This is a genomic window from Leucobacter luti (assembly GCF_004217175.1).
Taxonomy (GTDB): domain Bacteria; phylum Actinomycetota; class Actinomycetes; order Actinomycetales; family Microbacteriaceae; genus Leucobacter; species Leucobacter luti.
Map to the genome: position 1 here is coordinate 285,972 of NZ_SHKI01000003.1, position 25,288 is coordinate 311,259.

The following is a 25,288-nucleotide window of genomic DNA, read 5'->3' on the forward strand; positions in this document are numbered from 1 at the left end:
GACTACAGAGCCCACTTGTAACCGCGGAACGAGTAGCGTGCCACCTTCACGGTGCTAGACCCTGACGGGACCGTGATGCGTACGCGGAGTCGCTCGTTGCTGTTGAGGTTGTTGGCGATGATGAGCTGTCGTCGAGCGCGGCCGTTGGGCTGCAGGGTGACGTCGATTTCCTCGAGCATCGTCTCGGTCTCGGAGCCGTTGGCGGCGATCGTGATCCGGTATGAGGTGAGTGCGACTCGAGTTCCTGCGACGCCGGTGAGGTCGTAGGTGGTCTCGATCATGTACTGGCCGGCGCCGGACGCGATCGCGCTTGCGCCGGGGCCGGTTTCGACCCAGCGCTTGGTGCCGCCTGCGACGCTCTGGGTTCCGCTGCTGTTTACGCCGTAAATGTATGCCACGGGCTTGTCCTTATCGATTGGTTCGGGGGTGATGGGGTCATCGGGGAGGTTCTTCGGGCGCAGGTATCCGAGTGCGCCCTGGAGGGTGAGGTATTCGCGGTGTGCTGGGCCGGGGTTCTGGGTGAGGCTCGGCACGTATCCGTCGACTGGTGGTGCTAGTGCGACGGCGACATGGGACCAGGGGTAGTGTGCGCTGCCGTAGCTCCAGAACACGACGTCGCCCGAGCGGATGCCGTCTGTGCCGTAGTGCTTCGTCATTACGGCGTCGACCCCGTTTGTGGGGAAGGCGGTGAAGACGCTGTCGGTGAAGTCGCTGGGTGCGTACCCCATGTGCTGTGTCCCGCCAGCGACGCTGACGAGGTAGCTGAGCCAGATGTCATGGCACTGGTAGATGGGGTTGCCGTACCCATCCATGTCGATGTACTGGCCGTCTAGTGCGGCGGCCCAGTTCTCAACGATTTGAGACATGGAGCTCCTTTCGAGATTGTGGTTGATGTGTGGTGGTTGTGTCTGTGCGGTCCGCGAGGTTGTGGGGTTTCGGATGCAGAGACGTGTTGTTGGCATTCACCGCGCACTCTGACCGCTTCGTTGCGTGTGGTGCTGTGTCGGTGGTGGGGTGAATGCCAAGTTGGTGCCCGCGGGTGCACGGGAAGAGTGTGGGAACGACAAAGCCCCCGAGCGGAATCGCTCAGGGGCTTTGTGTTCGGTTCGTTGGCAGTGCATCGCGGCGTCACCTTGTGTGGTGCGCCGTGGTGTGTGCCGGTGGCTCGGGGAGGCTGGGTTTGTAGCGCTCAAGCTTGACTAGTCAGTTTGGTAGCGTCCCTTATGTGGACACCCTGTTATCGACCATCGCGATTGCCATTTCGCTTTCAGCCGCTGTATTCACAGGACTCACCTACAGGCGAAGTGGGCGAGCGAATCTCGCCGAAAACGAGTTGCTCGACGTGCGGTGGGAGGTGGAGCTAGCTCGCGTAGATCCTCAAACCGCATCGTTGAAATTCACGAACGTTGGAACCACAGTTGCGCGAAGTACACATTTTGCGGCAGATCGAGCAAATGACGGCAAAAATAGCTGCTTCACTTTTCCAGACACGTTCGCAAAGAAGGTAGCGCCGGGAGCGTCGCACGTTGTCCGCTCTCATAAAGCGCTTCAGCCCGTAGAGATTGATCCTGCGAATTTGTTGTTTGAAGACCCATATCTCCAGTGGTCCGTGACATGGGTGAGCCCACTGGGTAACCGCGAAACATATAAGCACTACGGCAATCAAGTGTTCTAGTGATATTTCCGCAGAGACAAGAAGTGCCCGGGGGCGCACAGCGATGACGTGCGCCCCCTAGAAACACGAAAGGCCCCGATCGTGAGATTCGGAGCCGGTAGCGGAGCATAAAACTCCACCATCTATATTCATTATGACACATCGGACACTTAGCGTCTACCTTGCCCGCGAGTCTCTCGTTTTGCTTGGTCGATGTCGTCTCGGTTGAACAATCTGACGCCTACGGGTTCCCATGCTCGGATACGTCCGGTGGCTGCCCAGCGTCGGATCGTTCGTGGGTCTCTATGCGCTCTTTCGGCGGCTTCGGCGAGCGTCAGCCAGGGTCTTGCGTTTGCGGTCATCGTCCTCCTTTTTGAACATGTCCACGAGCTGTTCGAACTCTTCCATCGTCATCCGGTAGCCGCAGGTGCAGGTCACGATGGAGTGGTCACCCTCGAAGCGTGGCGGGCGCACGGTGAGGGTGAACTGTTCGCATTCTCCGCACATGAGTTCGCGTATGCGGCGGGGCTTGTCTTCCATCGGCCACCGGGCCATCGCGGTCCCAACCTCGCGTCCGAGGTCGAGGAGCAGTGACGCGCCGAACTTGTCGTGTGCGGCTTCATCGACGCCGGGCCATTTGTTGAGCTCGGCTGAGATGCGTGTGATCTCGTCGTGGGCGAGTTTCGTTGCCGGGATCGGGATGCCGGGTGAGGTGCCGGAGTCCACCCGGATGTCCTCCACGGCGAAGGTTACGTTGCCGGCGGTTCGGAGCCACTGCATGAATGGTGATGCGGGGTGTGATTGTTCGTACGCCCACCGGGCTTTGTCGTAGTCGCGCATTTCGAGGTAGCCGACGCCCTCGGTGGCGAGGTGCGCGCGCTCAGTGTCCTGCATCAGTCCTCCTTCGAGGCTTCGGTGAGGGCGAGGCCCAGCACTGCGGCCTCCCCTTGGCTCATGGTGACTTGCTCGCCGTGCAGGCTCAGGGTTACGAGTTCCCCGGTGCCGTGCACTCGAACGTCTCCAACTTCAACGTCCACGTCCCGCTCCTTGTGGGTATAAGAAAGCCCCGACCGTGGCCGGGGCGTATAGATAAAAGCCGCCCACCTGGATAGGTTGAGCGGTATGCAAACAATCTCGTTGGTAGCGGCTCTTTTGGGTCTTGCGCTATCCCTTTGGGGTGCTGTTTGGCTGTGGTTTGGACTTGACCCTGACAACGAGCGCTACAAGGACGACGGGATGGCATACCCCGGTACCCAGGAGTCGCAGGTTCTCCCCCGCTATATTGCAGATTCGCGCCGTCCGACGCTTCTGGTCGCGGTGGGAGGCGCGGTTCAGGTCGCGGCTGGCGTGCTGGCGCTAATCAGCGCCACCGTCGCCCCCTGCTAGCAGCGCCAGTACAGCGTCGGCGATGCGTTCCTGCTTCCGCCCAACAAATGGCACGTTCTGAGCTTCCGCAACCGCTTCCGCGATCTGTTCCCGTGTGGGTGTGACCAGTGCAGCACCCCACACAGCGCCCGCACCAAAAGCTTGCACGTAGGTTGCCCACTTGATCGTGCGGTCATTCGGGGCTGAGAAGTCTGGCTGCCCGAAATTGGCTGTTGCTTCCGCTTCTGCTTGTGCGGCGGTACGCACATCAGGGGCGGTCACTACCATTCGCTTTCGGGCAGCTCGCCAAACATGCGAAGCCATCGCTCCTGAATCCGGGCCAGCACGTCGTGTGCCATGTCTCCTTCGCCGTCGGCATAGTTGGCGAGCTCTTGCCCGACAAAGTTCTCGTACTTGGTGTTCGCACTCATTCGTTCTCTCCTTCTGTCAGGGCGCGCACGGTCGGGCACGGCCAATCGACTCGCTCGCCGTCTTTAGTGCGGCATTCGTCACACACTGCGCCTACCGGCATCTGGTCGCAGTAGAACTCACCAACCTCGTCAGCACATTCGTGGTGGTGTTCTTCGCGGTGCTCGTAACTGATGTCCGGGCATGAGTCTTCGAGCTCGAAGAGCCCGTACCGCCGGTGCAGCGCTTCTACTCGCGCTATACGGGCAAGAGCTTCGTCACGTTCTATCTTGAACACGTCTCGCTCCTCGGCGGCTCCCATGAAGCGGGATTCGATACCCCCAAGACGATCCGCCTCTTCGTGCGCCCTTCTCACACGCTCGATCAGTTCCAGTACGTCACCCTCAGTGAGTTCGTCCCAGAACCTCTGCCACGGTCGCCCATCCGGGTCCTTGATTGCGGCTTCCGCTGCGGCTTGCAGCTTGTCCAGGTCAATCATCGTGCCCCTCCTTCGTTTCGTCGGTACGTGAGCGCTTGGTTTCGAATTGCTTCTCGCGCCGCTTCGAATACCTCGCGCACAATTTCATCGTTGCCCGGGTTGCCGCACCGGCATTGCTTCTTGTGGCATTCGTGGTGCATCGCGATTGCGGCCCCGCGGCTGAAGTTCACTCGCAGATTTTCTGCGGCTTGGTTCAGTGCTTTCTCTGCGGCTGCACGCTCCACCTCGGCAAGCCCCGTATCAGTGAGTACATGCACGACCTGACCGCGCTCGAATTCCACAGTCGGGCCTGTGCCGTCGTAGATTCCTGGCCCTTCCGGCATCTCGACCGAGACTTGCCACGGGTCGCGCCCGTTGGTGCTGTACCCACGGATTACGCCCTTCCAGTACGGCGTGTGCTCGCTCATCGCCCACCACCTTTACCAGCGGCAGTCTCCTCATCACAGTTCATAGCTTTTCTCTTCCGATCCAAATAGGGTTTACAAATCAGCAGCACCGACCGATGAGGAACACATGACCACTGAGAAGCCCACGCCTTTACCGACCGGTCCCGCACGCACGGCTCTCATCGCCGGGATCTTGAGCATCGCGCTCATCGTGATCTACTTCGTCACTTCGGCAGGCGCGTTCACTTTGTATGCGAGCATTGCCGCCGGTCTTGCAGGTGTCATTCTCGGCATTGTCGCTCTGAGACGGCATCAGTTTGTTGGCGTTTCCATCACCGGCCTGGTTTTGGGGGCGTTGGGGTTCCTCACAGGCGCATCGATCATCGTCTTTGCCCTCGTTTTCGTGGGAGCGATCGGGTAACTCACTCATTGCCCACCACCCCGCAGCCACTCGGCAGCATCGTTCGCCTGCACCGCTGCAATAGCGTTGTTCGTTTCAGCATCAAGCCCAGTGGAGTACGTGAGGCCGCGCACCAGCACTTCGGCGAGCTTCGCTTCGTCTACCTGCGCCGTTTCCTTGTATCGCCGTTCCCAGAAGTCTCCGCGCTGACGCTGCGCGTCGAGAAGCTGCTTCAGGCTTTCCAGCTCGCCAATCATCGCGACCCCGGTGCAGTCGTGCGGCTCCCCAGCTTCCTGATGTTCGGCGGCAACTCCCGCACGTGCAGCGATCACCGCAGGGTCCGACTCGTCATAGCCCAAATCCCGGAAGAGGTTAATCCCGCCGGGCTCCTGTGGGGTGGCACCAGCAGCGGCCACGAGGGCAGCGAGCGCCCATTTCTTTCGAGCTTCAGCGACCGTGCCGCCGCGCAGTTCCGACCATGTCGGCCAGTGAAGACCGGACGGGGCGATCAGACGCTCATGGTTGTAGATCGCCTCAGCCGCGGCTTCGATACGTTCGGGTGTTGGATTAATCATCGTATTTATCGCACCATTCACATTCGCCACAGCTCTCTCCTTCTTAGTGGTCCTCCCATTCGCCGCCGACTTTGAACCAGGGGCCGTCGCTAGCGTTCTGGCACCCGTCTGAGCGTTTGGGAATACTTTTTGGGGCGGGTTGTTGCTTCGCCATGGTCGCTATCGCCGTCTGCCACATAGCCCGGGTTCCTCTCCGGGCGTTGTCGCGTTGTCGCTGGCCCCTGAATGCGTTCATGCGTTCTCTCCCTGTACCGGGAGCCACTGGCCAGCCTTGCGGCGGCGCACGACAATTCCAGTGTTCGTCCGAGTTGACTTGTTCCACGCCGCAGCGCGAATCTCCGCAGCCCGCTTGCTCGACTCAGTAGCACCAACGCCGGGGTCGGCAGTATGCCCGGTGCCGTACTCCCATTCGGGTTCGGGTGCCGCTTCCTGGGGGTGTGCGGCCAAGTGCCCACGAACGTAAGCCTCTCGCAGCGCGAGGAGCACCCCAGTGGTGGTGTACTCCCCGGCGGGGTACTCGAGTTCGGCTCGTGCTTGTGCTGCTTGCTGGTCGGCTTCCCGCTCAGTGGCGCTCAGGCTGTTGTTCGTCATCGTTTCGTCTCCTTCTGTAGGCTCACTCGTCGGATCTCGCGTTCGACGTACCAGGCCGCTTTCTGTAGGTCGGTCAGTTCGTCCGCGCCAGGTTTCGATCCGGCGCGTGCGAGGTACTTCACCGCGTTGCCACGGTTGAACGAGAGGTGCTCGGTCAGGTCGATCACTTCGACCGGGAACTGTCGGTAATGGTCCGGGTTGATCTGGTCACTCATCGCACACCCACCAATGCGTTCAGGTCCGGTGCCGTCCACCCGGCAGGCTTCAACACCTTCCCGTCCGGGCGACGATGCACCACACCATCCACGAGCTTCGCCATGTTCGCCTCATGGATCGCGTTCACGGCCGCGTCGAGGTCGTACCCACACTCCAACGCCGCCCCGTACACCAGGTACAGGATGTCGCCGAGCGCATCCAACACTTCTGCCGGGTCTCGTTCCCTGATCGCGTCCAGCAACTCCGCCACTTCCTCGCTGATGAGTTTGTGGTGCAGTCTGAGTGCCGCGTCGGGGGCGAGGTTCGGGTATGCGGCCACGTGCAGGCCGAAGTGGTGACGGAACTGCGCCACCATATGAGCATTCTTAGAACGCATGGATCATTCCTTTCGTTGGGTTACAGTCGTGGCGAGCGCCGCGACTGCTTGCTGTGTCACGACACCGTTTCCGAGCATCTTGAGCTGCTGAGTGCGAGACAGCCCCAACACGGGATCGGTCACCCACCCTTCAGGGAGGCCCATGAGCCATTCCACGAACGCCGCCGAGAGCCGCCGGCCACCCTTCGGACCAAGCTCAGTCGGATCGGGTGCAGGCCTGCCGAGCACGGCCTCCCAGCGTTCTATAGCGGCCGCGTATGGCCCCCATTCCGCGTTCTCCGGGAGTTCGATGCTGCCCTGTTCGCGGTAGTCGTCGCTGCGTTCCCCGCCAAAGCCGTAAGCGATCTCTGTAGCTGAGCCGCCACGAGTCGCACGGGGCGTTGGGAGCATCGCGTTCGGTGACGTATGCGCGAGCCGTGTCATCAAGTGAGTGGACTTCTCCGGCGGGCGCCCAGACGTTCGGGGCATCCCGAAGTCAGCGTCACCAGCCTTCGGCGTCGGCAGAAGCGATACTGCGGTTCGGAGATCATCTCCCCCATCGCCGTGAGCGCCGGCACCGTTTGCCTCATTAGAGAGCGGCGTGGGCAGCAGCTTCCCGCCTGTCTCGAGTAGCCCGTTCTCTACGATGATCGCGAGATCAGTGACCACCTCACGTCCTGGCTTCTTGCGCAGGTGATCATCAGGCGAGTTCCCCGACGGCTGAGCCACCGGTGACGGCAGCAGTTTCCCGCCGAGTTGCGAGAACAAAGACCCTGAATCGTCCGTGAGGGGCGCCGACATCTGATGCTCGTATGCCACACCATTCCGCATCGAACCCGAGATCGTGAAGGTCCCCGAGTACACGTCCGAGCGCTGTGAGATTACGTCCACTTGGTCCGTCTCCCACACATCCCTCGCACTGTTCCAGGTAGCAATGCGCCGCATGAATGTCCTCCTCGCTGGTCGCTGTGGCTGAGTATGCGCCTCTCACGTTTTCCCACACCACGTATTTCGGTTTGAGTTGCGCGATCGCTTCGCGCATGTTGACCCACAAATTGGAGCGGGTGCCGTCGGTCATGCCTGCACGCCGCCCAGCAGCGCTGAGGTCTTGGCAGGGTGAGCCGCCGTCGATGATGTCCACCGGTGGGACGGTCGACCAGTCCACTTTCGTGATGTCGCCAAGGTTCGGGACACCTGGCCAGTGATGCTCGAGCACTTTGGAGGGTGCGTCCTCGAACTCGCAATGCCACGCGATCTCAGCATCAAAGATCCGCTCAACGGCGAGACTCAGCCCGCCGTAACCAGAGAACAGAGAGCCTACTTTCAGCGCCACCAAGGCGACCTCCAAACTTGGATAGAGTGCGAGACATGAAAAGTGCTGCAATGACGCCGCTCCTGGCGGCTTCTACGCCTGACGAGCAACTAGTTTTAGTTACGGGCGTTTCGATACTGGCTACGGCTCTGCTTGGCCTTCTGGCCTGGCTGAACGGTCATCGTGCAACAGTCATCGCAGAAGATGCGATTCGAAGGGACCAAACACACAGGGACGCGGAACTCGCGCTTAGAAGCCAGGCAGAACGAGATAGCGTCGCTCTAGCCGTACTGGAAGCATTTGCTTCAATCGAAGCAGTCAGAACAGGCACCCCACCGACTTATGTAGACGCCCAATCGGCCCTTGAACGGGAACGGTCCAATCTCGTATCTAGAGCGAATGCAAAGATCAGCCTGTATACAGCGAATACCGACGAAGCGCTGTTACTTGATTGGTTCGAAGTAACGATCAGCCGGATAGATTCCAATGATCGCTTCGATGACGACTCCATCCCAATGAGGCGGAACGCATTCATGTCCCAGATGCTGGCGTCCAAGGAAGGTATCTCAAGTTGGGCCCGCCGAGAGATCTCAGCCAAAGCTCTGTGCGGCATAAAATCGTGAGGGGCCAGCGCTAGGCCGGCCCCGGATATGCGAAAGCCCCGTGTGTGCGGGGCTTAGAGAGTTGGGCAGGAACCGGGTTTGTGGTCGGTCCTGCGTAGAGATGTGTGCCTAGAAAGGCTGTTCGTCGTCGAATCCGCCGAACCCCTGTGCGCCCGTCTGTGGCGTGTTCACGGGTGGTTGCGCCCATTCACTCTGCCCCTGGGGTGAACCGCCCCCAAAGCCGACCTGGTGGCCCTGCGCGGGCTTACGGAGCACGACCGCGCACTTCGGCCAGAGCACCTCAAGCTGCCCGCGAGCCTCACCGCCCTTGTCGATGTACGCCACCACTCGCCCTCGTCCACGCAGCGTCACGAGCGTGCCCTTCGACAGCTGTGAAGCGAACGCGGTGGCTTCGTCTTCCCAGAACGTGGCCCGGATCCAGGACACGATGTCGTTGCCGGCCTGGTCCTTCGCGTTCTCCCACTGCCCGGACTGCTGGTTCTTTCGGCGTTCGTTGTGCGCGACCGACACCTGCAGGTACGGCTTTCCCGCCTGCGTGGTGCCCTGCACGGGGTCTGTCGCGATGAACCCTTCGACGTCGACGTTCAATTCACTCATTCGTTTTCCTCCTCGTTGTTGAGCCGTTCGACCAGCTCGTGTATGTGGTCCGGCCGGAATGGTGGCCGGGTTTCCCCAGTCATGCGGACTTCCTCTCTCGTTTCGCGGTCGACGCTGCGGCCCGCTCGTTGAGGATGTCGCGGAGCTCCGCAACCCGACGCTTCTCGGTCAAGTACGCCTGCCCGTTCACCGCTGCCTCATGGTTGGCCGCGGCAAGGAACCCGCGCATCCGGTCCGTCTTCGCCCGTTCTTCCCGCAGGAGGTCCGCGCACAGCACCGCGACCGCTTGGGGACCGTCGACGCCGAACCGGGACGCAACCTGCGCATACACAGACGTGATCGCTTCCGGGTCGCCCACCTCGACAGCGTTCACGAACTGCACGATCATCGGACGCGCCAACATCACCTCACGATCACCAATCACACTCGCCTCCCAACGTCGAGCCGCAGCCGCTTACCGTCCTCGGCCGCAGCGATCTCCCGATTCAGCTGCTCACGCTCTGCCGACTGATCTGCCCGCCAAGCGTCAAGACGCGCAACCACCTCAGAAGGCAGCTGCTTCGACTCATGCCAATCACGCGGCACCAGACCAAACCGGCGAGCCATCCGCACATCACGCGCCAACTCCACCGGAGCCTGCGCCTTCCCCGCCAACTGCTCCCACGTCGAGATCAGATCACCGATCTGCATCGATCTCCCCACCCGCGCGTAGTAATGCCCGATCGAGCATTGAGCCTGATCGAACGTCATCTCCGGAGCTTCGGTGAGGATCGCGTACATCCACAACTGCACCCGCTCGCTCGTCATCCGCTCAGCCGTCATGTACTGGTCACCGGCAGCAGCGAGTGCCACCACTTCCCCGATCTGGGCCGCGGTCATCGCTGGACGGTTCATGATTCGATCTCCTTCCCACCGAAGCTCATGTCGGCTGCGAGAGCGCGAGCCTTCTCGACAGCGCTCATCCGCTGGGCAGGCTGGAACCCCTTCTGCCCCGATGCCTGACGTTGCTGCGCCATCTCGGCGCCCTTCTTCAGCCAGTTCGTGAAAGCGGTGTTCCAGTTCTTCATTCGTCGCTGCTTCTCGGCCGCATGCTTCCTGAACCGCGCTAGCTGGTACTCCGGGTCCAGGCCCAACGACTTCGCATAATCGAAGTGTCTCTGGCCCGGGTTCCAGTCCGGAGAGAGCAGTTCACCTTCCGCGTTCGACCCGTTCGGGTCGGACAAAAGAAGTCCCTGTTCCTCTGCTCCCTGATCCCCTGTTCCCTGCTCCCTGTTCCCTGTTCCAGGCGCGAGGATCTCCGGAGACTCTCGCGAGACACTCCGGACTGCCGCTAGTTCCGCATCATGACGCGGAAGTCGCTCCTTCCCCGGCTTATCAATGCGCTGATGGTCCTTCCACCGGCAAACCTCGAAATAATCGCGATCCGCGACGGTGTATCGAACGATCTGACCACCTTCGGACAGCCTCGCGAGGCCTCGCGACACTCTCGCGAATGTCTCGCTAGGGTCTCGCTCAATGTCATCCGCAAACAGATCAGCCGCGATCATCGGAACCCGATCCTCACCCACCCCGTTGTCGTCCACATAGACCACAACCCGATGAACAACAACCGGTCCTCAATAGCCAACCGTGAGACATCCTGCGACCGCCAAAACTCCGGCTTGATACTCCGAATCCGCACCCTCCACCTCCTTCCTTCTAGTACGGGTGCGGGTCGATCTCCACCCGTGTCCCGTCATCGTTCAGATAAAACCAACGCCCACCCGGATACCGAACAGGCGTTGACAGAGCGCGCTCAGCGGTCTTCTGATGAGTGGAATCACCACGCACCCGAACACCCCGCGCTTCAAGCTCGGCACGATCAGCACCAGACTCTTTGAAGCCGTTGCAGACACGGCACGCAGCGATCAGGTTCGACGGCTGATCCAGCACCCCCGACTTCGCACCACCATGCCCACGATTCGCACGATGGTCCGCATCCGTCGCTACCTTCTGGCAGATCTGATCGAACGCGAGAACACAAAGGCCGCCATCACGGAGAATGACAGCGGCCTTGGTCCTCGGCTTGATGCCCTTACTCATCTATTGGTCCCCGCACCCAACCAGGGAAAAGGTCAGAGCACCACTTGGCCACGCCCTCCATGCCTGCTTCTGGCCCGTAGTAGGAGAGCCCGTCTGGCACCGTGACCACCCACCAGAACTCGTGACGTTTGCGGCACACGAAGCACCACTTATCGCCCTGCGATTCCCTGCTGTGTTCCTTCATGCTGGTGCCGCAGATCGCGACCCCGCCAGCTTGGGCACACCAGTCAGCACTGGCCTGCACGCTCATAGCCCCAACGCCTCACGGACCTCAGGACGGAGTGCGCAGCTCATGACGTCGCCAACGTTGCCGTACTCAACTTCGTAGATGTCGTATCTGGCTTCCCCACCACCCGGGAGTTGCACGGGCTGCGCGAGCGCGATCAGGTTGGCGATGCGCTGCTGCTCCACCAGGGCAAGCGTGGCATGTACCTGCGCTTCCGCCTGGCTGAGATGAGCCTCAGCAGAAGATTCGGTCGTGCGTGCGTAGCTGATGCAGTTGCGTGCTTCTGCTGCGTGGTCGATACGGTCACTCATGGTGCCTCCATTACTGGTTGTGTGGTGCATGCGCACCGATGAGAAAGGCCCGGGACAACGCCCGAGCCATGACAGTTACTGCACGACGGCAGCGGATCAAACAGGGACCCCATCTGGCACCACCTCCGCGTCAACCACGTCGTGCTGGATGGTGAGGTCCTCAATGCCGTCAACCTTGCGCACAGTCGCCTGGTCAGCGTCGGCCGCGAGGGCAAGCGGCGCAGCCTCGACGGATTTCGGGAGTAGCTTCTGCAAGACCCGCACCCCCGTCTTCTTGAACATCTCGCCCTCGTCGCTCCCCCACGGGGTCTTCTCCCAATAGCGGGGACGATGCCGGCTACGGATCGTGTCGGCATCCAGGAACACGTACTGAGACTCGTCAAAGCCCTTCAGTTTCACGTATGCGATCACGCCGACCACCGGCCCTCGGTCACCGCGCGACTTCTTGAAGTCGTAGAACTCGCCACGCTCTGAGTTGGCGCCCTCATCGAAATAGTCCTTCTCGTAGATCAGGAACGCCCCCACCTTCGAGTACAGGCCCGTGTTCATGATGAGCTGCACGTATCCGCCGAACCCGATGATCGGCAGCACCTCGAGCTTGTCGCCACGCTTCCTCGGGGTCAGGTGGAACTGTGCGAGCGGCCCACCGACAGGGAGCTTGAGTTGGGCCGCGAGGAACAAGGAGCCAAACAGGGTCTGCAAGTCTGCCTGCCCCAGCTGAGGCGTCTGCTTGATCGCGGTCAACGCATCCTGCGAGAACTTCGCCGCGTCCATCGACTTACCAAGTGCCCGTTGAAACTGCGGCTCATACTCCGTCAGATAATCCTCAACGGTCTTACTCTTCTTCACCGCAACAGCAGCCTGACTGAGGTCGCTCACTTCTTCGTCTCCTTCGGTTTGATGGTGCGCATGACCATGAACGGGGCACCCTGTGTCGTGTACTCGGCAGCGACATCCGGGCGCTCTTCTCGCAGACGCTTCTGGTCGAACGATGCCCGCCCGGCCTGCCGCTTGTACGTGAGCAGCTTCTTCCCACCAACCGTGAACACCTCCACGTTGTGGTCAAGCATGAACTGGCCCAGCTCCACCTGGATCTTCTTCGCGTCCTCTTCCGCCTCTTTCGCGGTGGCGAGCAAGAACGCGCGCTGCTCGATCCGCTGCTGCAGCTCTTCGGGGGCTTCCATCTCGTCGCCCGAGTCGTGCCAAGCCTCCGAGATCTCCGCGACCGTCGAAGCCTGCGGCGCTATTCCGGCCTGCAGGTCGACCCAAAACTTCGTGAGCGCCGGGATCATGTGATCCTCGATGAACACGTTGTCCCGCTGCTCCCAGAACAGCTTGAACTCACGCCCACCGATCCACACCACCACCGCGGCCCTCTGCGTGCCAGCCACGAGCATTTCGGCCTGCACCTGCACCCGCACATCAGTCGGGATACCTTCATCCCATTTGTGACCCGTGTAGAAGTGGGCCGTCTTGAACTGCCACGTCGTGAACGGATCCGAACTCAGCCGGTCGAACGACGCATGCAGGAACGGGTACTCGATCGAACGAGCCATGAACGCGGGCTCGAGAGTCACCTGCACACCGCTGAACTTCTCCACCCACTCCGCAATGATCGGCTCCGACGCGTGCCCCACGAACGACAAGAGCGGGTCGAACTCCCGATCGATCCCGCTCTTGCTCTTGTAGATGTCCAGCGCCGTGCTGTACGGGCTGAGCCCCATCACTGCCGCAACCTCTGACGCGCCCACCGAAGCTCGGCGTTCATCTAGCCACGCATCCGAGTCCGGCACCACATCGACAACATCAAACATCACCGAACACCTCCCGTTCCTTCTGCATGTCGTGCAAGTAGTCCGCCTCAGCCCACGGATCCCCATACGGTGACTCCGGGAAGTCGTCCTCGTCCTCCACGTACGGGACGATCTGCGAAGCCAGGTAGCGACCCCACCACCCGCACGCGCATTCCTTGTTGTGCCCGAACGGGTTATGAGAATGGCGGCACTCGGTGACATGAGTAGGGGCCGGCACCCCGTAGATGCCAGCCCCCTTTACTGCGCTCCCGATGGGAGGAACTTCGCGCGTCATCCCGCATCTCCTTCGCCTCGTGCGGCGCCCAAGAGCACCGCGAAATCAGTGAGCGTCATCGTCACGTACGTGCCGCCCATGTTCTTCGCCCCGAACCCGCGGCGTTTGTGGGCCACGACACCGAACACAGCGTCATCGTTGCCTCGCTCCGTTTCGGCTTCGTTCACCCAGCCAGATAGGTTCATCGCGCGAACGTCTTTGCACTCGATGACCACACGGCCACCAGTGAGGGTTCGCACGCTGCCAATGTCGCCACGGTCCTTACTGCCGTTCTTCGCGCGCCGCTCAATCCGGTCATCGCCCAAAGCGTCAGCAAGAAACCAGGCCACATGAGACTCGAACAACGAACCAGCCTGCTTCGCGGTCGCTCTACTTCTTCCCACGCCGCTCCTCCCACCGGTACATGAAGTACACGCACGCGAACATGCCGATGTAGATCAGGATCGACAGGCCGTTGAACAGGCCGGCCGCGGTCACATCGCCCGCCCAAGAACGTCATCCCGGACAGTCGCGAGCGCCGATAACACGGCCTGCCCAAGCTCGCCGCCGACCATCGCCGCCGCCAACTCGAGCTGTTGCTTCTGTTCCAACTCGCTGTCGTATTTACCAACCACCACCCACGACACCGCAGGCTTCTTCACTTCATCCACAATTCACTCCCTCCCATAAAAACGATCGCGGCCACGCAAAACACCAACGCAGCCCAAAAAAACCACCACCCACGCCCAAGCCAACGCATCACACAACCCCCAACAAGCCAGCCAAAATGACCAACCCCTGAGCCGCCGTATACACACAAAACCCAAACGTCACACGGAAATACGACTCATCCACGAGCACCTCCAAAAAGCTGTGCGGGCAGTGAACCAGCACTACCCCGGCAGGGCATGCGTGAACAGCGAAGCTCGCAAGGCGCGAGCAGCACGATCCGCTTCTGCCAAATCTGAAAAGTGGCCACCGTAGTGACCGGCGCCGTTGTGCATGGCATGCACCCGGTACTTCCCGTTCTCGACTGTCACCCCGCGGACACCGGTCGCAGAACCTCGAACAGCGCCTCGGTTCTCTGCGTTCTGTTTCGTCGTTGCGAGGCGCAGATGAGAAGGACGCACACAAGATCGGGTGCGGCAAATGTGATCAATCAGTAAGCCTTCTGGGATCCGGCCATTGCGGGCAGCGAAGGCGAACCGATGAGCCGGCATAGCCTTACCAGAGACTCGAAAAGCGCCATACCCTTTCCGCAGGTGTCCATCCCATAGCCAGCACCCACCCGCAGAAATCACAATCTGACGGACAAACCGCGCAGCATCTGTGGCATCAGCTCGCAAAGTCGAGCGTTGCATTCCTGCTCTGATCTGCTGATAGTGGCCGTCACAACTACCACGGGCAGCATGGGGCCGGCCACACCCTGGGTAGTCACACACTCCCTCGGCGATCACTTCTTTGATCGGCCGAAGCTGCTGCCCCTTCTTGGCCTGCATGTAGTGGGAGTGGCAGTACCCCTTTGCTGCGCACTTCCGTCCGCAGCCATCATATGAACATGGCATTCAACCTCCTACGTTTGGCGGGTGTACACGCCATCACGCCAGCCCTTATCTAGCCATGCCCCATCCGGGGTGCGACCGTCCGCCTCCTACCCGAGGGCGCGCCCCAAACGGGGACTTCAGTACCCGCCGCAGCTTCGACACTGCGCCGGGCTGCAACTACTCCGCCAGAACCGGAGCAGCCGTATCCGCAATCGTCGGAACCTGCACCGACATACCCAGCAGCGACTCCGCCACATCCCGGGTCTGCTTCGCCTTCTCGAGCTTCTTCTCCGCGTCCCGCACAGCGCGCTGCGTGGAGCCGATCAGGCCTGCAACATGCGTTTCGAACTCTTCCCGAGTAGACGGGAAGATCTTGAGATCATCGCTCGTGCCGAACACCTTGAGCTCGACGTTCATGCCGTCGCTGTAAGCCTCCTCGTACTCGAGCGCGGTGATCGCCGCATCATCGCCGTTGTGAAGCGTGCCGGTGACGACACCGAACTTGAGCTTCGCGCCGCTGTAAGACGACTCTTCGAGCCGCTTGTACACGTCACCCACCTTGAGTTCCGCCACTCGCGTGATCGTTGCCGACGCCTGGATAAGGTTCTTGGTCTGCATGACACTCCTCTTTCTCTCGTTGGTTGATGTCGTGGCGGTCAGGGGTTCGAACCCTGCGCGTGGCCGGGTATCCCAGTCACCACGCAGCACCTTGCGCCGCCTGGCACGGCAGAGTCACCTCACCTCCGCACCCCGAATGCCTGCGGGACATACCGCAGGACTTCCCCACCACCACCTCCGCACAACGCCCCCACCACGAGACGGCTGACATGCGAACCGATGATTTATGAAGCGCACCACCTGCGATTTGAGCCGGGCCTTGGTAGGCATCGTCCACAGGGATTACATGTCGCGTTATTCGTGAGTTCGCCGCGCTTGATAGCGACGAACCCTGCTTTTGGGTATGCAGCAGCCCAGGTGGGGTCGAAACCCCCGACCCAAGCCGCGCTAGCTAGGTGGTTAGGATCAGTCCATGAGCAAGATCACCGAAGACCTTCAGCGCAAGATCGACGTTTTCGACGCCTGGTTGAAAGGCGGCGACCCCACCGCGATGAACAGGCGAGTCGAAGAAACCCGCGAAGTTCTCGCCCACGTGGTCGTCGCCATCCAAGAGCTCGACGCCCGCCTAGATCGCTTCGAGGCTGCGCACCCGATCAAGGATTGACCGAGAACTAACCACCTCGCCCGACCGAGCCTCGAGCGCTGCTAGCTCGGCATACTTCCGGGCGATACGAGCGTGAAGTCGGGCCGCTGCCCGCCGCGCGTTCGCGGCCTCGACCGTCTCCCACACGGGCGTGCACTCCACCACAACGGCGCTGCCACCCCATGCGTTGATGATGTCCACGCGACGCTGAGCCGCAGACCGCGACCTGTAGATCCGGTCTGTTGCAGGCCAGAAGAACGGCTTGTACCCCTTTGGCCAATGCTCGCCCTCGCGCGGACCATCAGGCCAACGCTCAAGCGCGTACTCACGCCACCCCTGCGGTTCCGGCTGAGACTGGAAGCCGCTGTCGAACAGCTCTTGCTCCCACTCTTCAAGTTCCTCAGTGACGCCCTCGTGCACCCACTCGGCCTTGTACAGTCGCTGCGAACTCATGCTGCAATCTCCTTCGATGGAAGTTCAAGATGCCCGTGCTCACGGACATAGTTTTCGATGCGGGCCCACGCGTACTCGACACCCTTGGGGGTGAGCATTCCCTGCTCGAAGCTGTGGCCGTTATGTCGGTTCTCACCTTTGTCGGTGCGGGACAGTCCACGCCGTTCACCGGAGAGCGTCGCGTGTCCGTGCGAGCGGAGGCCGGTACCGTGCACGAACATGTCGAGCTTCACACCGATGAACGCGTACACCTGGTTCGCGGTGACATTGCATCCCTCCGCCAATGCCCACGAGACGATCTCACGAGCGAACGCTTGCCGCCCCGTGTTCCCCTTGCGATTGTTGAAGTTACGGGCCTGGGAAGCCAGCGGACGAATCTCGACAAGCTCTGCCTGCTGACGCTGCACTTCTTCAGTGAGCTCCGACAGCAGCGCGAGAGACTTCTCCGCCAGCGTCAGAGGCTTCGCGTAGGACCCTGTGCGGGAGAGCTGCGGCATGACCTCGTCAGTGATGAAGTCCTGCACCTGCTCGGCGTTGGCGGCGTTGGACCGGATCACGAGCCGGTTGAACCCTTGCTCGGTCACAACAGCCATGCTCTGCGTCCCGCCAGGGGTACTCACTTCTGAGTACCCTCTGTGATGATCCCGGAGCAGGCGGCCGGCGTTGGCCGCATCTCGGTAGCCGAGGATCCTCGCGATGTCTGCGAGCACGAGAGCGGGCTTACCGTCGAGAGTTGCGGTGCGGATCTGTTCACCGCCGAACTCGAATGGTACGATGTTGCTAGACATTGATTTTCCTATCAGTTGTTCTGGCCCGCGGCTGCAACCGCGGGCTTCTTCTTTTCCGGGGCGCTACTGCTCATGGCCGGACCTCCACACGAGATGACTCGAACACCTTGTGGATCAGTTCCCGCTCGTAAACGTTGATGTTCGTCCTCGGCGGGTTAGAGAACGGGAACAGACGCCGTTCTGCACGCAAGTTCTGAAGCGTCTTGATCGTCTTCCCAGTGAGCTCGGCAAGCTCAGCCTCAGACATCCACTTCTCGTCCACGCTCATGCTGCAACCCTGGACTGCAAGTGCGAGGCCGCGAATCCAGCGACCTTACCTACGTACTCATCAGAGGGAAACAGCTGACCTCTTTCTACTTTTGAGAGGTAGGCGGTCGATGTATCCGCCCCCTCTGCGACCTGTTGAAGCGTCAGGCCTGCCTTCACGCGCAGATGCCGGAGCGCTTCTCCACTGCTGGTTTCTTGTTGTGCTGCCATGCCAAAGAGCAAAGCACGCTCTTTGGCATTGAGCAACCCAAAATGACAACGTTGTTATTCATTTCTTTGTCTTTATGTCAAATATCAGGGGATGATTGCGGCTATTTCATTGACATGCTACGCTCGCACCATGTCAACAAAAGATTTCAACAATTTGACCTCGCAGCAGCGCGCAGACCTCGCCGCGCAGGTCAAGGAAGTTCGACTTCGCGCTGGCCTCACCCAGCAGCAGTTGGCAGACGAAGCAGGCGTGACACGTCAATCCATCGGGAACATCGAAGGGGGAGACACAACGCCACAGGCAAAGACACTTCTCCCTGTACTCAAAGCGCTAGGTATCGCACCTAGCCCAGCCGAGTTCACCCCCGAGACTTCTCGTTGGCTTGCAATAGTCGGCGGCATCATGGACAGCCTCCCCATTGAACGGCGAGCCCACGCCGGCCAGGCAGCCGTGACCGCGGTAACAAACGAACTCGTCACGGCATCCAGCAACGTCATTGTCGGTGGCTTCGGACAGACTGCTCACATCAGTGATGAAGTGGCCATCCCGGAGAACGTGGAAGAAGTCTGGGGTATCGCCGGAGACATCAAGGGCGACGACCCGATCGATCACAGCCAGAACTAACCCCCTGAATACACAGCGGCACCGACGCCGCGTGGATCAGTGCACCCAAAACACGGAAGGAGACGCCATGTTCGTGCCTGAGTACGATCCGGCCTACGACCCTCTTGAGCACCTGGAGCAACTGAAGGTTCGTCACGTTCGCCACACGCTCAACGGGCACAACGCAATTTGGGTACCCGAACGACGCCTTGTGATCTCAGATCGAAACCTACGCTCTGAGCTCCTGCACCCTACGCTCGCGCACGAATGCGACCACGCAGTCAACGACGACTGCGCCGGCCACCACCCACGCAACGAGTCACGAGCAAACCTGCACTCAGCTTTTCGCTTAGTCGATCCCGCACTCTGGGAATCACTGACCGCACTGCACACGGACTACGACCAGATCTGCCTGGAACTTGGGATCACGCGCCGACAGTTCCGCGCCTACTACGACTACAACAAACGCCTCGCGGCCGCTCAAGAACGGCGCGAACGATTCGGCAACGCCGTCTACCTGAACCCCAAGATGGGGGCCGGGCAGTGGCAGAGGAAGCTTGAGGTTGCATAATGGCTGGCAGCATCACGACTTACAGCACGACCGCCGGGAGCAGATATCGCGTCAGGTACCGAAAGCCGAACGGTGCTCAGACCGACAAGCGTGGGTTCAAAACCAAGCGTGACGCGACAGCTTTCCTTGCTAGCGTTGAAGTCGGCAAGAGCAAGGGCGCATACCTCGACCCAACTGAGGGCAAACGCACCGTGGCCGACTTTGCGGAGTCATGGATCGATGGCCATCTCTCGACCCTGAAAGCGTCCTCACAGAACGTGATGGAGACCGCCTGGCGCGTGCATGTTGAGCCCGAGTGGGGCACCCGTGGTGTTGCCTCTATCCGACCGAGCGAAGTGTCCGCCTGGCTAGGGAGGCTCACCAAGGGGAACGACAAGAAGAAGGGACTCGCGGCCCAGACGGTGCGGCGGTGCGCCTTCGTGCTGTCCTTGATACTCGACCGTGCTGTACAGGACGGAGCTGTTCATTCAAATGCTGCTCGCGGAGTGCGGCTTCCCGCTAAGACCCGCAAACCCGTTGTCTATCTGACACACCAGCAAGTCGAGTTGCTCGCGACTGAGTCAACTCAACCGGACCTTGTGCGCCTCCTCGCTTACACCGGGCTGAGGTGGGGAGAAGCTGCCGCACTGCGCGTGAAGCACCTCGAGCTGCCAAAGAGCAGGATCCGCATCGAGGACAACGTGGTGAAGGTGAAGGGCGAAAACAAGTTCGGTACCCCGAAGAGCGGCGCTTCACGGATCGTCCCTATCCCTGACTTCGTCAGCTTCAGTCTTCGCCGCCTCGCAAAGGGGCGGCCGCAGAAGGCGTTCGTCTTCGGGACCGACACTGACCCGATCCCCCGACCCAACGCCGACTACTCATGGTTCGCAGGTGCAGTCCGAACGTCTATGTCCAAAGACGACACCTTCCCGCGAGTGACGCCCCACGATTTGCGGCACACTGCTGCTTCTCTCGCGGTCAGCGCGGGGGCGAACGTGAAGGCTGTCCAGAGGATGCTCGGACACGCGTCGGCGGCAATGACTTTGGATGTCTACGCGGACCTGTTTGACGATGATCTTGATGAGGTCGCGGCGCGGCTGAGCGAGTCGCGGGCGGCGGCACTTGAAATAAAATGTGGGCAAAATGTGGGCACGGACGAAAAAACCCCCGTTGGGCGGTCCGCTACAGCGAACTGACCCAACGGGGGTGATTCTTGGGAAACTATCCCTGAACTGGTGTTTTAGAAGTCCCAGTCCTCGTCTTCGGTGGCCTCAGCCTTGCCGATGACGTAGGAGGAGCCCGATCCCGAGAAGAAGTCGTGGTTCTCGTCCGCGTTCGGCGAGAGCGACGACAGGATCGCCGGGTTGACGTCGGTCATCTCCTTGGGGAACATCGGCTCGTAGCCGAGGTTCATGAGCGCCTTGTTCGCGTTGTAGTGCAGGAACTTCTTGACGTCCTCGGTGAGGCCCACCGGGTCGTAGAGGTCCTGCGTGTACTTGACCTCGTTCTCGTAGAGCTCGTACATGAGCGAGAACGTGTAGTCCTTGAGCTCCTGGCGGCGCTCCTCGCTCAGGGACTCGAGGCCCTTCTGGAACTTGTAGCCGATGTAGTAACCGTGCACCGCTTCGTCACGAATGATGAGGCGGATCAGGTCTGCCGTGTTCGTGAGCTTCGCGTGCGCCGACCAGTACATGGGCAGGTAGAAGCCGGAGTAGAACAGGAACGACTCGAGCAGCGTCGAGGCGATCTTCCGCTTCAGCGGGTCGTCGCCCTCGTAGTAGTCGACGATGATCTGCGCCTTCTTCTGCAGATTCGGGTTCTCGGTTGACCACCGGAACGCGTCGTCGATCTCCTTCGTGGAGCACAGCGTCGAGAAGATCGACGAGTAGCTCTTCGCGTGCACCGACTCCATGAACGCGATGTTCGTGTAGACGGCCTCCTCGTGCGGGGTGATCGCATCGGGGATCAGCGACACGGCGCCCACGGTGCCCTGGATGGTGTCGAGGAGCGTGAGCCCCGTGAACACGCGCATGGTGAGCAGCTTCTCGTCCTCGGTAAGGGTGGCCCACGACTGCACGTCGTTCGACAGCGGCACCTTCTCGGGCAACCAGAAGTTGTTCACGAGGCGGTTCCAGACCTCAAGGTCTTTCTCGTCCTCGATCCGGTTCCAGTTGATCGCCTGCACCGGGTGCCCCAGCTTGAAATTCATGCTTCGTCCTTGTTTCTCGTCGACCTCAGTGATGGATGCGCGCCGCTGGCTACAGCATGCAGCTGACGCACTCCGTCATGTCCGTGCCCTCGAGCGCGAGCTGGCGCAGGCGGATGTAGTAGATCGTCTTGATCCCCTTGCGCCATGCGTAGATCTGCGCCTTGTTGATATCGCGGGTCGTCGCCGTGTCCTTGAAGAACAGGGTGAGCGAGAGCCCCTGGTCGACGTGCTGCGTTGCCGCGGCGTACGTGTCGATGATCTTCTCCGGGCCGATCTCGTACGCGTCCGTGTAGTACTCGAGGTTGTCGTTCGTCATGAACGGCGCCGGGTAGTACACGCGCCCGAGCTTGCCCTCCTTGCGGATCTCCACCTTCGACGCGATCGGGTGGATCGAGCTCGTCGAGTTGTTGATGTAGGAGATCGACCCGGTGGGCGGCACGGCCTGCAGGTTCTGGTTGTAGATGCCGTGCTCCATGACGCTTGCCTTGAGCTCGCGCCAGTCGTCCTGGCTCGGGATCTCAATGCCGGCGGTCACGAACATCTCGCGCACGCGGTCGGTGGCCGGCTCCCAGGCCTCGTCCGTGTACTTGTCGAAGAACTCGCCGGACGCGTACTTCGAGTCTGCAAAGCCGCCGAAGACTTCCTTGCGCTCGATCGCGATCTTGTTCGACGCGGTGAGTGCGTGGAAGAGCACCGCGTAGAAGTAGATGTTCGTGAAGTCGATGCCCTCCTCCGAGCCGTAGTGCACGTGCTCGCGGGCGAGGTAGCCGTGGAGGTTCATCTGGCCGAGGCCGATCGCGTGCGACTGGGCGTTGCCGTCCTCAATCGAGCGCACGGAGGTGATCGAGCTCATGTCGCTGACCGCGGTGAGTGAGCGGATCGCGAGGTCAACGGTGCCGGCGAGGTCGCCGCCGTCCATCGCCATCGCGATGTTCATCGACCCGAGGTTGCAGGAGATGTCCTTGCCGATGGTGTCGTAGCTGAGATCCTCGTTGTACGTGGTCGGGGTGTTGACCTGGAGGATCTCGGAGCAGAGGTTCGACATGTTGATGCGGCCCTTGATCGGGTTCGCACGGTTGACCGTGTCTTCGAACACGATGTACGGGTAGCCCGACTCGAACTGCAGCTCGGCGACGGTCTGGAAGAAGTGGCGCGCGCTGATCTTCGTCTTCTTGATGCGCGCGTCTGCCACCATCTCCTGGTACTTCTCGGTGACCGAGAGGTCGCCGAACGGCACCCCGTAGACGCGCTCCACGTCGTACGGCGAGAAGAGGTACATGTCCTCGTTCTTCTTCGCGAGCTCGAAGGTGATGTCGGGCACCACGACGCCGAGCGAGAGGGTCTTGATGCGGATCTTCTCGTCCGCGTTCTCGCGCTTCGTGTCGAGGAACTTCATGATGTCGGGGTGGTGCGCGTTGAGGTACACGGCGCCGGCGCCCTGCCGCGCGCCGAGCTGGTTCGCGTAGCTGAAGCTGTCTTCGAGCAGCTTCATCACGGGGATGATGCCCGAGGACTGGTTCTCGATCTTCTTGATCGGGGCGCCGGTCTCACGAATGTTCGAGAGCGACAGCGCCACGCCGCCGCCGCGCTTCGAGAGCTGCAGCGACGAGTTGATCCCGCGCGAGATCGACTCCATGTTGTCCTCGACGCGGAGCAGGAAGCACGAGACGAGCTCGCCGCGCTGCGCCTTGCCGAGGTTCAGGAAAGTGGGGGTGGCCGGCTGGAAGCGGCCCGAGATCATCTCGCGCATGAAGCCGCGCGCGAGCTCCTCGTCGCCGCGGGCGAGGCCCAGCGAGACCATGACGACGCGGTCCTCAAAGCGCTCGAGGTAGCGCTTGCCGTCGAACGTCTTCAGCGCGTACGAGGTGAAGAACTTGAACGCGCCGAGGAACGCCGGGAAGCGGAACTTCATGGCGTACGCCTCGTCGGTGAGCTGCTCAACGAACGACACCGAGTACTGGTCGAGGAGTTCCTTCTCGTAGTACTCGTTGTCGATGAGGTAGCGCACGCGCTCCTCGAAGTTGTGGAAGAACACCATGTTCTGGTTGACGTGCTGCAGGAAGTACTGCCGCGCGGCCTCGCGATCCTTGTCGAACTGGATCTTGCCGTCGGCGTCGTACAGGTTGAGCATCGCGTTCAGTGAGTGGTAATCCATCTCGCTGATCTTCGACGATTCGAGCCCTGGCTCCATTACTGCTGCTTCCAAAACTGCTCCAATCCGTCGTGGACGGCGGTGACGTCGTCCGGGGTTCCAAATAGTTCAAATCGGTAGAGGACGGGCACGTGGCACTTGCGCCCGATGATGTCCGCTGCGAGGCCGTACGCCTCGCCGAAGTTTGTGTTGCCGGCGGACATGACGCCTCTGATCTTGCTCCGGTTTCGCTCGTCGTTGAGGAAACGAATGACCTGCTTCGGGACCGCCTTCGTCGAGGGGCCGCCGCCGTAGGTGGGGACGAGGAGCACGAACGGCTCCTCGACCAAGAGGGGATCTTCTCGCGAGTAGAGGGGGATGCGCAGCGCTGGGCGTCCGAGCTTCTCGATGAATCGGTGGGTATTTCCCGAGACACTGGAGAAGTAGACCAGGTCAGCCATGCGTATCGCCTCCGCTCGAAGTTGATTCCTGACAGCTCTGAAAACGCCCGCGTCCGGTCGCGGCTCTCGCCACCGACCGCCGCGGGCGTTTTCAGAGAAAAGCGCTACTCCGCGAGGCGGCCGGCGAGCTCCGAGATCTTGTCGGGGCGGAAGCCTGACCAGTGTTCCTCGTCGGTCACCACGACGGGCGCCTGCAGGTAGCCGAGCTCCTTGACGGCTTCAAGTGCGGCTTCGTCCTGCGAGAGATCGAGGATGTTGTACTCAATCCCCTTGCTGTCGAGCGCCCGGTAAGTCGCGGTGCACTGCACGCACGACGGCTTCGTGTATACCGTAATGGCCATTTCACGCCCTTCGTCAAAACCTTCGCGCCCCACGCCGAGGCACTACATCTAGTGAACCACACCTATGCCAACCACAACATGATGTAGTTACACCAATGTAGTTTTCCACGCGGTTTCCACCGATTGCCACCCCGGCTTGGGGAGAACTTTCGGCGCGGTTCCGCCCCTCTCGGGGGGTTATCCACAGGGCTGGGGGTGCTGAAGAATTTTGCTCCACACCCTTTCCTCGGCGTGTCGCGGGAGCCGCGATTCGGACCCCGCGCATCGCCCGCTCGGGCACCCACCATCGCACGGTCTGCGGCACCCCACAGCCGCCGCACGGGGACCTCACTAGAGCGCGATCGGCCACAGCAGCTCCGTCCCATCGGGCTGAAACCAGCGGAGCACCAGCATTGCGTCGGGCGCCACGGCGGCCGCCTCGGAGTGCGTGCCCCGGAGGGTCACCCGCAGCCGCTCCCCCGGACCCACCGTGCGCGGCAGCGACAGGCCCAGCATGCCGCTCCCAGCGAGCGCAAACCGCACCGAGTGGAGTGGCCGATCGCCGCACTGCTGCACCTCGATCACCCCCGACGCGGAGCGCAGCGTGACCCGCCACGGCACGGGCACCGGGGCCGGCTCCGCGGTGGGCGGGCGCTCTCCGCACGCGCCGCCCCGGGCGGCCGCGCGCACGCGCACTCCCGGCGGCGGCTGCAACCGAGTGGCGAGTCTGAACGGGTTCATGCAATGAAGCTACCCGGTACCTCGGACATTCATCGCGCGCCGCGGAGGTGCCCCGGCGCGCGGGGCACGGGCACATGGCAGCGGCGAAAACGGGGCCGAGCGCGCGGACCCGGGGCGCGCGCGGGCGCGGGGCGCGCGGGCG

The 25,288-nt window shown here is 61.4% G+C and carries 41 protein-coding genes; 6 read left to right on the forward strand and 35 right to left on the reverse strand.

All coding sequences use genetic code 11. From position 1 onward, the window contains the following. Positions 1–2: 2 nt before the first annotated feature. The 8 genes from EV139_RS04385 to EV139_RS04410 all read right to left on the reverse strand — a co-directional run bounded on the left by EV139_RS04385 (position 3) and on the right by EV139_RS04410 (position 4,333). On the reverse strand, positions 3–866 hold the full coding sequence (locus tag EV139_RS04385) for a hypothetical protein (RefSeq protein ID WP_130453104.1): 864 nt from the start codon (positions 864–866) through the stop codon (positions 3–5). Between the two features lie 958 nt (positions 867–1,824). Next, positions 1,825–2,016, reverse strand: coding sequence for a helix-turn-helix domain-containing protein (locus EV139_RS16285; RefSeq protein ID WP_130453105.1), 192 nt, complete (start codon positions 2,014–2,016; stop codon positions 1,825–1,827). Next, the gene (locus EV139_RS04395) at positions 1,958–2,548 is read right to left on the reverse strand and encodes a hypothetical protein (protein ID WP_130453106.1); all 591 of its coding nucleotides are present in this window, start codon (positions 2,546–2,548) and stop codon (positions 1,958–1,960) included. Before EV139_RS04395 ends, EV139_RS16285 begins: the two co-directional genes overlap by 59 nt. Continuing rightward, positions 2,548–2,691 carry a hypothetical protein gene (locus tag EV139_RS15825; protein WP_157992987.1) on the reverse strand — a complete coding sequence of 48 codons (144 nt, stop codon included), beginning with the start codon at positions 2,689–2,691 and terminating at the stop codon, positions 2,548–2,550. Before EV139_RS15825 ends, EV139_RS04395 begins: the two co-directional genes overlap by 1 nt. Positions 2,692–3,010: 319 nt before the next feature. Continuing rightward, positions 3,011–3,301, reverse strand: coding sequence for a hypothetical protein (locus EV139_RS04400; RefSeq protein WP_130453107.1), 291 nt, complete (start codon positions 3,299–3,301; stop codon positions 3,011–3,013). Beyond that, positions 3,301–3,450: a hypothetical protein gene (locus tag EV139_RS15830; protein ID WP_157992988.1), complete on the reverse strand. Its 150-nt coding sequence runs from the start codon at positions 3,448–3,450 to the stop codon at positions 3,301–3,303. Before EV139_RS15830 ends, EV139_RS04400 begins: the two co-directional genes overlap by 1 nt. Further along, on the reverse strand, positions 3,447–3,926 hold the full coding sequence (locus EV139_RS04405; protein ID WP_130453108.1) for a hypothetical protein: 480 nt from the start codon (positions 3,924–3,926) through the stop codon (positions 3,447–3,449). The genes EV139_RS15830 and EV139_RS04405 overlap by 4 nt, the downstream gene beginning before the upstream one ends. Further along, positions 3,923–4,333 (reverse strand): hypothetical protein, encoded by a 411-nt coding sequence (locus EV139_RS04410; RefSeq protein ID WP_130453109.1) that lies wholly within the window; start codon positions 4,331–4,333, stop codon positions 3,923–3,925. Before EV139_RS04410 ends, EV139_RS04405 begins: the two co-directional genes overlap by 4 nt. A 106-nt stretch (positions 4,334–4,439) precedes the next feature. Here EV139_RS04410 and EV139_RS04415 point away from each other — a divergent pair, with 106 nt between their 5' ends. Then, positions 4,440–4,733 (forward strand): hypothetical protein, encoded by a 294-nt coding sequence (locus EV139_RS04415; RefSeq protein ID WP_130453110.1) that lies wholly within the window; start codon positions 4,440–4,442, stop codon positions 4,731–4,733. Positions 4,734–4,738: 5 nt separating this feature from the next. On the opposite strand, the gene EV139_RS04420 is transcribed toward EV139_RS04415, so the two are convergent. From EV139_RS04420 to EV139_RS04445, 6 genes are all read right to left on the reverse strand, one after another. Next, the gene (locus tag EV139_RS04420) at positions 4,739–5,317 is read right to left on the reverse strand and encodes a hypothetical protein (protein WP_130453111.1); all 579 of its coding nucleotides are present in this window, start codon (positions 5,315–5,317) and stop codon (positions 4,739–4,741) included. Between the two features lie 201 nt (positions 5,318–5,518). Further along, a complete protein-coding gene (locus tag EV139_RS04425) occupies positions 5,519–5,878 on the reverse strand; it encodes a hypothetical protein (RefSeq protein WP_130453112.1) in 360 nt (119 codons plus the stop codon). After that, complete coding sequence (locus EV139_RS04430; protein WP_130453113.1) at positions 5,875–6,093, reverse strand: DUF3310 domain-containing protein; 219 nt, start codon at positions 6,091–6,093, stop codon at positions 5,875–5,877. The genes EV139_RS04425 and EV139_RS04430 overlap by 4 nt, the downstream gene beginning before the upstream one ends. Further along, a complete protein-coding gene (locus EV139_RS04435; RefSeq protein ID WP_157992989.1) occupies positions 6,090–6,449 on the reverse strand; it encodes a pyrophosphohydrolase domain-containing protein in 360 nt (119 codons plus the stop codon). Before EV139_RS04435 ends, EV139_RS04430 begins: the two co-directional genes overlap by 4 nt. Positions 6,450–6,473: 24 nt before the next feature. Continuing rightward, the gene (locus tag EV139_RS15940; RefSeq protein WP_198677452.1) at positions 6,474–7,118 is read right to left on the reverse strand and encodes a hypothetical protein; all 645 of its coding nucleotides are present in this window, start codon (positions 7,116–7,118) and stop codon (positions 6,474–6,476) included. A 31-nt stretch (positions 7,119–7,149) separates the two neighbouring features. Next, positions 7,150–7,833, reverse strand: a complete 684-nt coding sequence (locus EV139_RS04445) for a DNA cytosine methyltransferase (RefSeq protein WP_198677453.1) — start codon at positions 7,831–7,833, stop codon at positions 7,150–7,152. On the opposite strand from EV139_RS04445, the gene EV139_RS04450 reads away from it, so the two are divergent. After that, the gene (locus tag EV139_RS04450) at positions 7,818–8,384 is read left to right on the forward strand and encodes a hypothetical protein (RefSeq protein WP_130453115.1); all 567 of its coding nucleotides are present in this window, start codon (positions 7,818–7,820) and stop codon (positions 8,382–8,384) included. The genes EV139_RS04445 and EV139_RS04450 overlap by 16 nt on opposite strands. 108 nt (positions 8,385–8,492) lie before the next feature. Here the strand turns inward: EV139_RS04450 and EV139_RS04455 are convergent, their stop codons facing one another. From EV139_RS04455 to EV139_RS04505, 12 genes are all read right to left on the reverse strand, one after another. Beyond that, a complete protein-coding gene (locus tag EV139_RS04455) occupies positions 8,493–8,981 on the reverse strand; it encodes a single-stranded DNA-binding protein (RefSeq protein ID WP_130453116.1) in 489 nt (162 codons plus the stop codon). 79 nt (positions 8,982–9,060) lie between these two features. Continuing rightward, complete coding sequence (locus EV139_RS04460) at positions 9,061–9,369, reverse strand: hypothetical protein (protein WP_198677454.1); 309 nt, start codon at positions 9,367–9,369, stop codon at positions 9,061–9,063. Between the two features lie 32 nt (positions 9,370–9,401). Continuing rightward, a complete protein-coding gene (locus tag EV139_RS04465) occupies positions 9,402–9,875 on the reverse strand; it encodes a hypothetical protein (protein ID WP_130453118.1) in 474 nt (157 codons plus the stop codon). Then, positions 9,872–10,528, reverse strand: coding sequence for a hypothetical protein (locus EV139_RS15945; protein ID WP_198677455.1), 657 nt, complete (start codon positions 10,526–10,528; stop codon positions 9,872–9,874). The genes EV139_RS04465 and EV139_RS15945 overlap by 4 nt, the downstream gene beginning before the upstream one ends. 151 nt (positions 10,529–10,679) lie before the next feature. Next, positions 10,680–11,063 carry an HNH endonuclease gene (locus EV139_RS04475; RefSeq protein ID WP_130453119.1) on the reverse strand — a complete coding sequence of 128 codons (384 nt, stop codon included), beginning with the start codon at positions 11,061–11,063 and terminating at the stop codon, positions 10,680–10,682. A 246-nt stretch (positions 11,064–11,309) separates the two neighbouring features. Then, complete coding sequence (locus tag EV139_RS04480) at positions 11,310–11,600, reverse strand: hypothetical protein (RefSeq protein WP_130453120.1); 291 nt, start codon at positions 11,598–11,600, stop codon at positions 11,310–11,312. 96 nt (positions 11,601–11,696) lie between these two features. Then, the gene (locus EV139_RS04485; protein WP_157992990.1) at positions 11,697–12,479 is read right to left on the reverse strand and encodes a recombinase RecT; all 783 of its coding nucleotides are present in this window, start codon (positions 12,477–12,479) and stop codon (positions 11,697–11,699) included. Continuing rightward, on the reverse strand, positions 12,476–13,414 hold the full coding sequence (locus EV139_RS04490) for a YqaJ viral recombinase family nuclease (RefSeq protein ID WP_130453122.1): 939 nt from the start codon (positions 13,412–13,414) through the stop codon (positions 12,476–12,478). The genes EV139_RS04485 and EV139_RS04490 overlap by 4 nt, the downstream gene beginning before the upstream one ends. A 270-nt stretch (positions 13,415–13,684) precedes the next feature. After that, positions 13,685–14,032, reverse strand: a complete 348-nt coding sequence (locus tag EV139_RS04495; RefSeq protein WP_237464556.1) for a hypothetical protein — start codon at positions 14,030–14,032, stop codon at positions 13,685–13,687. A gap of 129 nt (positions 14,033–14,161) precedes the next feature. Then, positions 14,162–14,338, reverse strand: coding sequence for a hypothetical protein (locus EV139_RS15835; RefSeq protein ID WP_157992991.1), 177 nt, complete (start codon positions 14,336–14,338; stop codon positions 14,162–14,164). 222 nt (positions 14,339–14,560) lie between these two features. Next, positions 14,561–15,232 carry an HNH endonuclease signature motif containing protein gene (locus EV139_RS16290; RefSeq protein WP_130453124.1) on the reverse strand — a complete coding sequence of 224 codons (672 nt, stop codon included), beginning with the start codon at positions 15,230–15,232 and terminating at the stop codon, positions 14,561–14,563. 156 nt (positions 15,233–15,388) lie between these two features. Then, positions 15,389–15,829 (reverse strand): hypothetical protein, encoded by a 441-nt coding sequence (locus tag EV139_RS04505; protein WP_130453125.1) that lies wholly within the window; start codon positions 15,827–15,829, stop codon positions 15,389–15,391. 412 nt (positions 15,830–16,241) lie between these two features. On the opposite strand from EV139_RS04505, the gene EV139_RS04510 reads away from it, so the two are divergent. After that, positions 16,242–16,433, forward strand: coding sequence for a hypothetical protein (locus EV139_RS04510; protein ID WP_130453126.1), 192 nt, complete (start codon positions 16,242–16,244; stop codon positions 16,431–16,433). Here EV139_RS04510 and EV139_RS04515 read toward each other — a convergent pair. From EV139_RS04515 to EV139_RS16295, 4 genes are all read right to left on the reverse strand, one after another. Beyond that, complete coding sequence (locus tag EV139_RS04515; protein WP_130453127.1) at positions 16,395–16,865, reverse strand: hypothetical protein; 471 nt, start codon at positions 16,863–16,865, stop codon at positions 16,395–16,397. The two genes, EV139_RS04510 and EV139_RS04515, sit on opposite strands and share 39 nt — an antisense overlap. Further along, positions 16,862–17,653: a BRO-N domain-containing protein gene (locus tag EV139_RS04520; RefSeq protein WP_130453128.1), complete on the reverse strand. Its 792-nt coding sequence runs from the start codon at positions 17,651–17,653 to the stop codon at positions 16,862–16,864. Before EV139_RS04520 ends, EV139_RS04515 begins: the two co-directional genes overlap by 4 nt. A 70-nt stretch (positions 17,654–17,723) precedes the next feature. Next, positions 17,724–17,921, reverse strand: coding sequence for a hypothetical protein (locus EV139_RS04525; RefSeq protein ID WP_130453129.1), 198 nt, complete (start codon positions 17,919–17,921; stop codon positions 17,724–17,726). Next, positions 17,918–18,130, reverse strand: a complete 213-nt coding sequence (locus tag EV139_RS16295; protein WP_130453130.1) for a helix-turn-helix domain-containing protein — start codon at positions 18,128–18,130, stop codon at positions 17,918–17,920. Before EV139_RS16295 ends, EV139_RS04525 begins: the two co-directional genes overlap by 4 nt. Positions 18,131–18,260: 130 nt before the next feature. Between EV139_RS16295 and EV139_RS04535 the strand changes: the two genes are divergently transcribed. From EV139_RS04535 to EV139_RS04545, 3 genes are all read left to right on the forward strand, one after another. Then, complete coding sequence (locus EV139_RS04535) at positions 18,261–18,755, forward strand: helix-turn-helix transcriptional regulator (protein ID WP_157992993.1); 495 nt, start codon at positions 18,261–18,263, stop codon at positions 18,753–18,755. Positions 18,756–18,822: 67 nt separating this feature from the next. After that, a complete protein-coding gene (locus EV139_RS04540; protein ID WP_130453132.1) occupies positions 18,823–19,305 on the forward strand; it encodes a hypothetical protein in 483 nt (160 codons plus the stop codon). Beyond that, positions 19,305–20,480 carry a site-specific integrase gene (locus EV139_RS04545; protein ID WP_130453133.1) on the forward strand — a complete coding sequence of 392 codons (1,176 nt, stop codon included), beginning with the start codon at positions 19,305–19,307 and terminating at the stop codon, positions 20,478–20,480. Before EV139_RS04540 ends, EV139_RS04545 begins: the two co-directional genes overlap by 1 nt. Before the next feature lie 44 nt (positions 20,481–20,524). Here EV139_RS04545 and nrdF read toward each other — a convergent pair whose 3' ends face one another. From nrdF to EV139_RS04570, 5 genes are all read right to left on the reverse strand, one after another. Beyond that, positions 20,525–21,493 (reverse strand): class 1b ribonucleoside-diphosphate reductase subunit beta, encoded by a 969-nt coding sequence (nrdF, locus tag EV139_RS04550; protein WP_130453134.1) that lies wholly within the window; start codon positions 21,491–21,493, stop codon positions 20,525–20,527. Positions 21,494–21,542: 49 nt separating this feature from the next. After that, positions 21,543–23,684 carry a class 1b ribonucleoside-diphosphate reductase subunit alpha gene (nrdE, locus tag EV139_RS04555; RefSeq protein WP_130453495.1) on the reverse strand — a complete coding sequence of 714 codons (2,142 nt, stop codon included), beginning with the start codon at positions 23,682–23,684 and terminating at the stop codon, positions 21,543–21,545. Further along, a complete protein-coding gene (gene nrdI, locus EV139_RS04560; RefSeq protein ID WP_130453135.1) occupies positions 23,684–24,085 on the reverse strand; it encodes a class Ib ribonucleoside-diphosphate reductase assembly flavoprotein NrdI in 402 nt (133 codons plus the stop codon). The genes nrdE and nrdI overlap by 1 nt, the downstream gene beginning before the upstream one ends. Positions 24,086–24,189: 104 nt before the next feature. Then, entirely contained in the window at positions 24,190–24,426 is a 237-nt protein-coding gene (gene nrdH / locus EV139_RS04565; RefSeq protein WP_130453136.1) for a glutaredoxin-like protein NrdH, read from the reverse strand. 330 nt (positions 24,427–24,756) lie between these two features. Continuing rightward, positions 24,757–25,146, reverse strand: coding sequence for a hypothetical protein (locus tag EV139_RS04570; RefSeq protein WP_130453137.1), 390 nt, complete (start codon positions 25,144–25,146; stop codon positions 24,757–24,759). Positions 25,147–25,288: the final 142 nt, after the last annotated feature.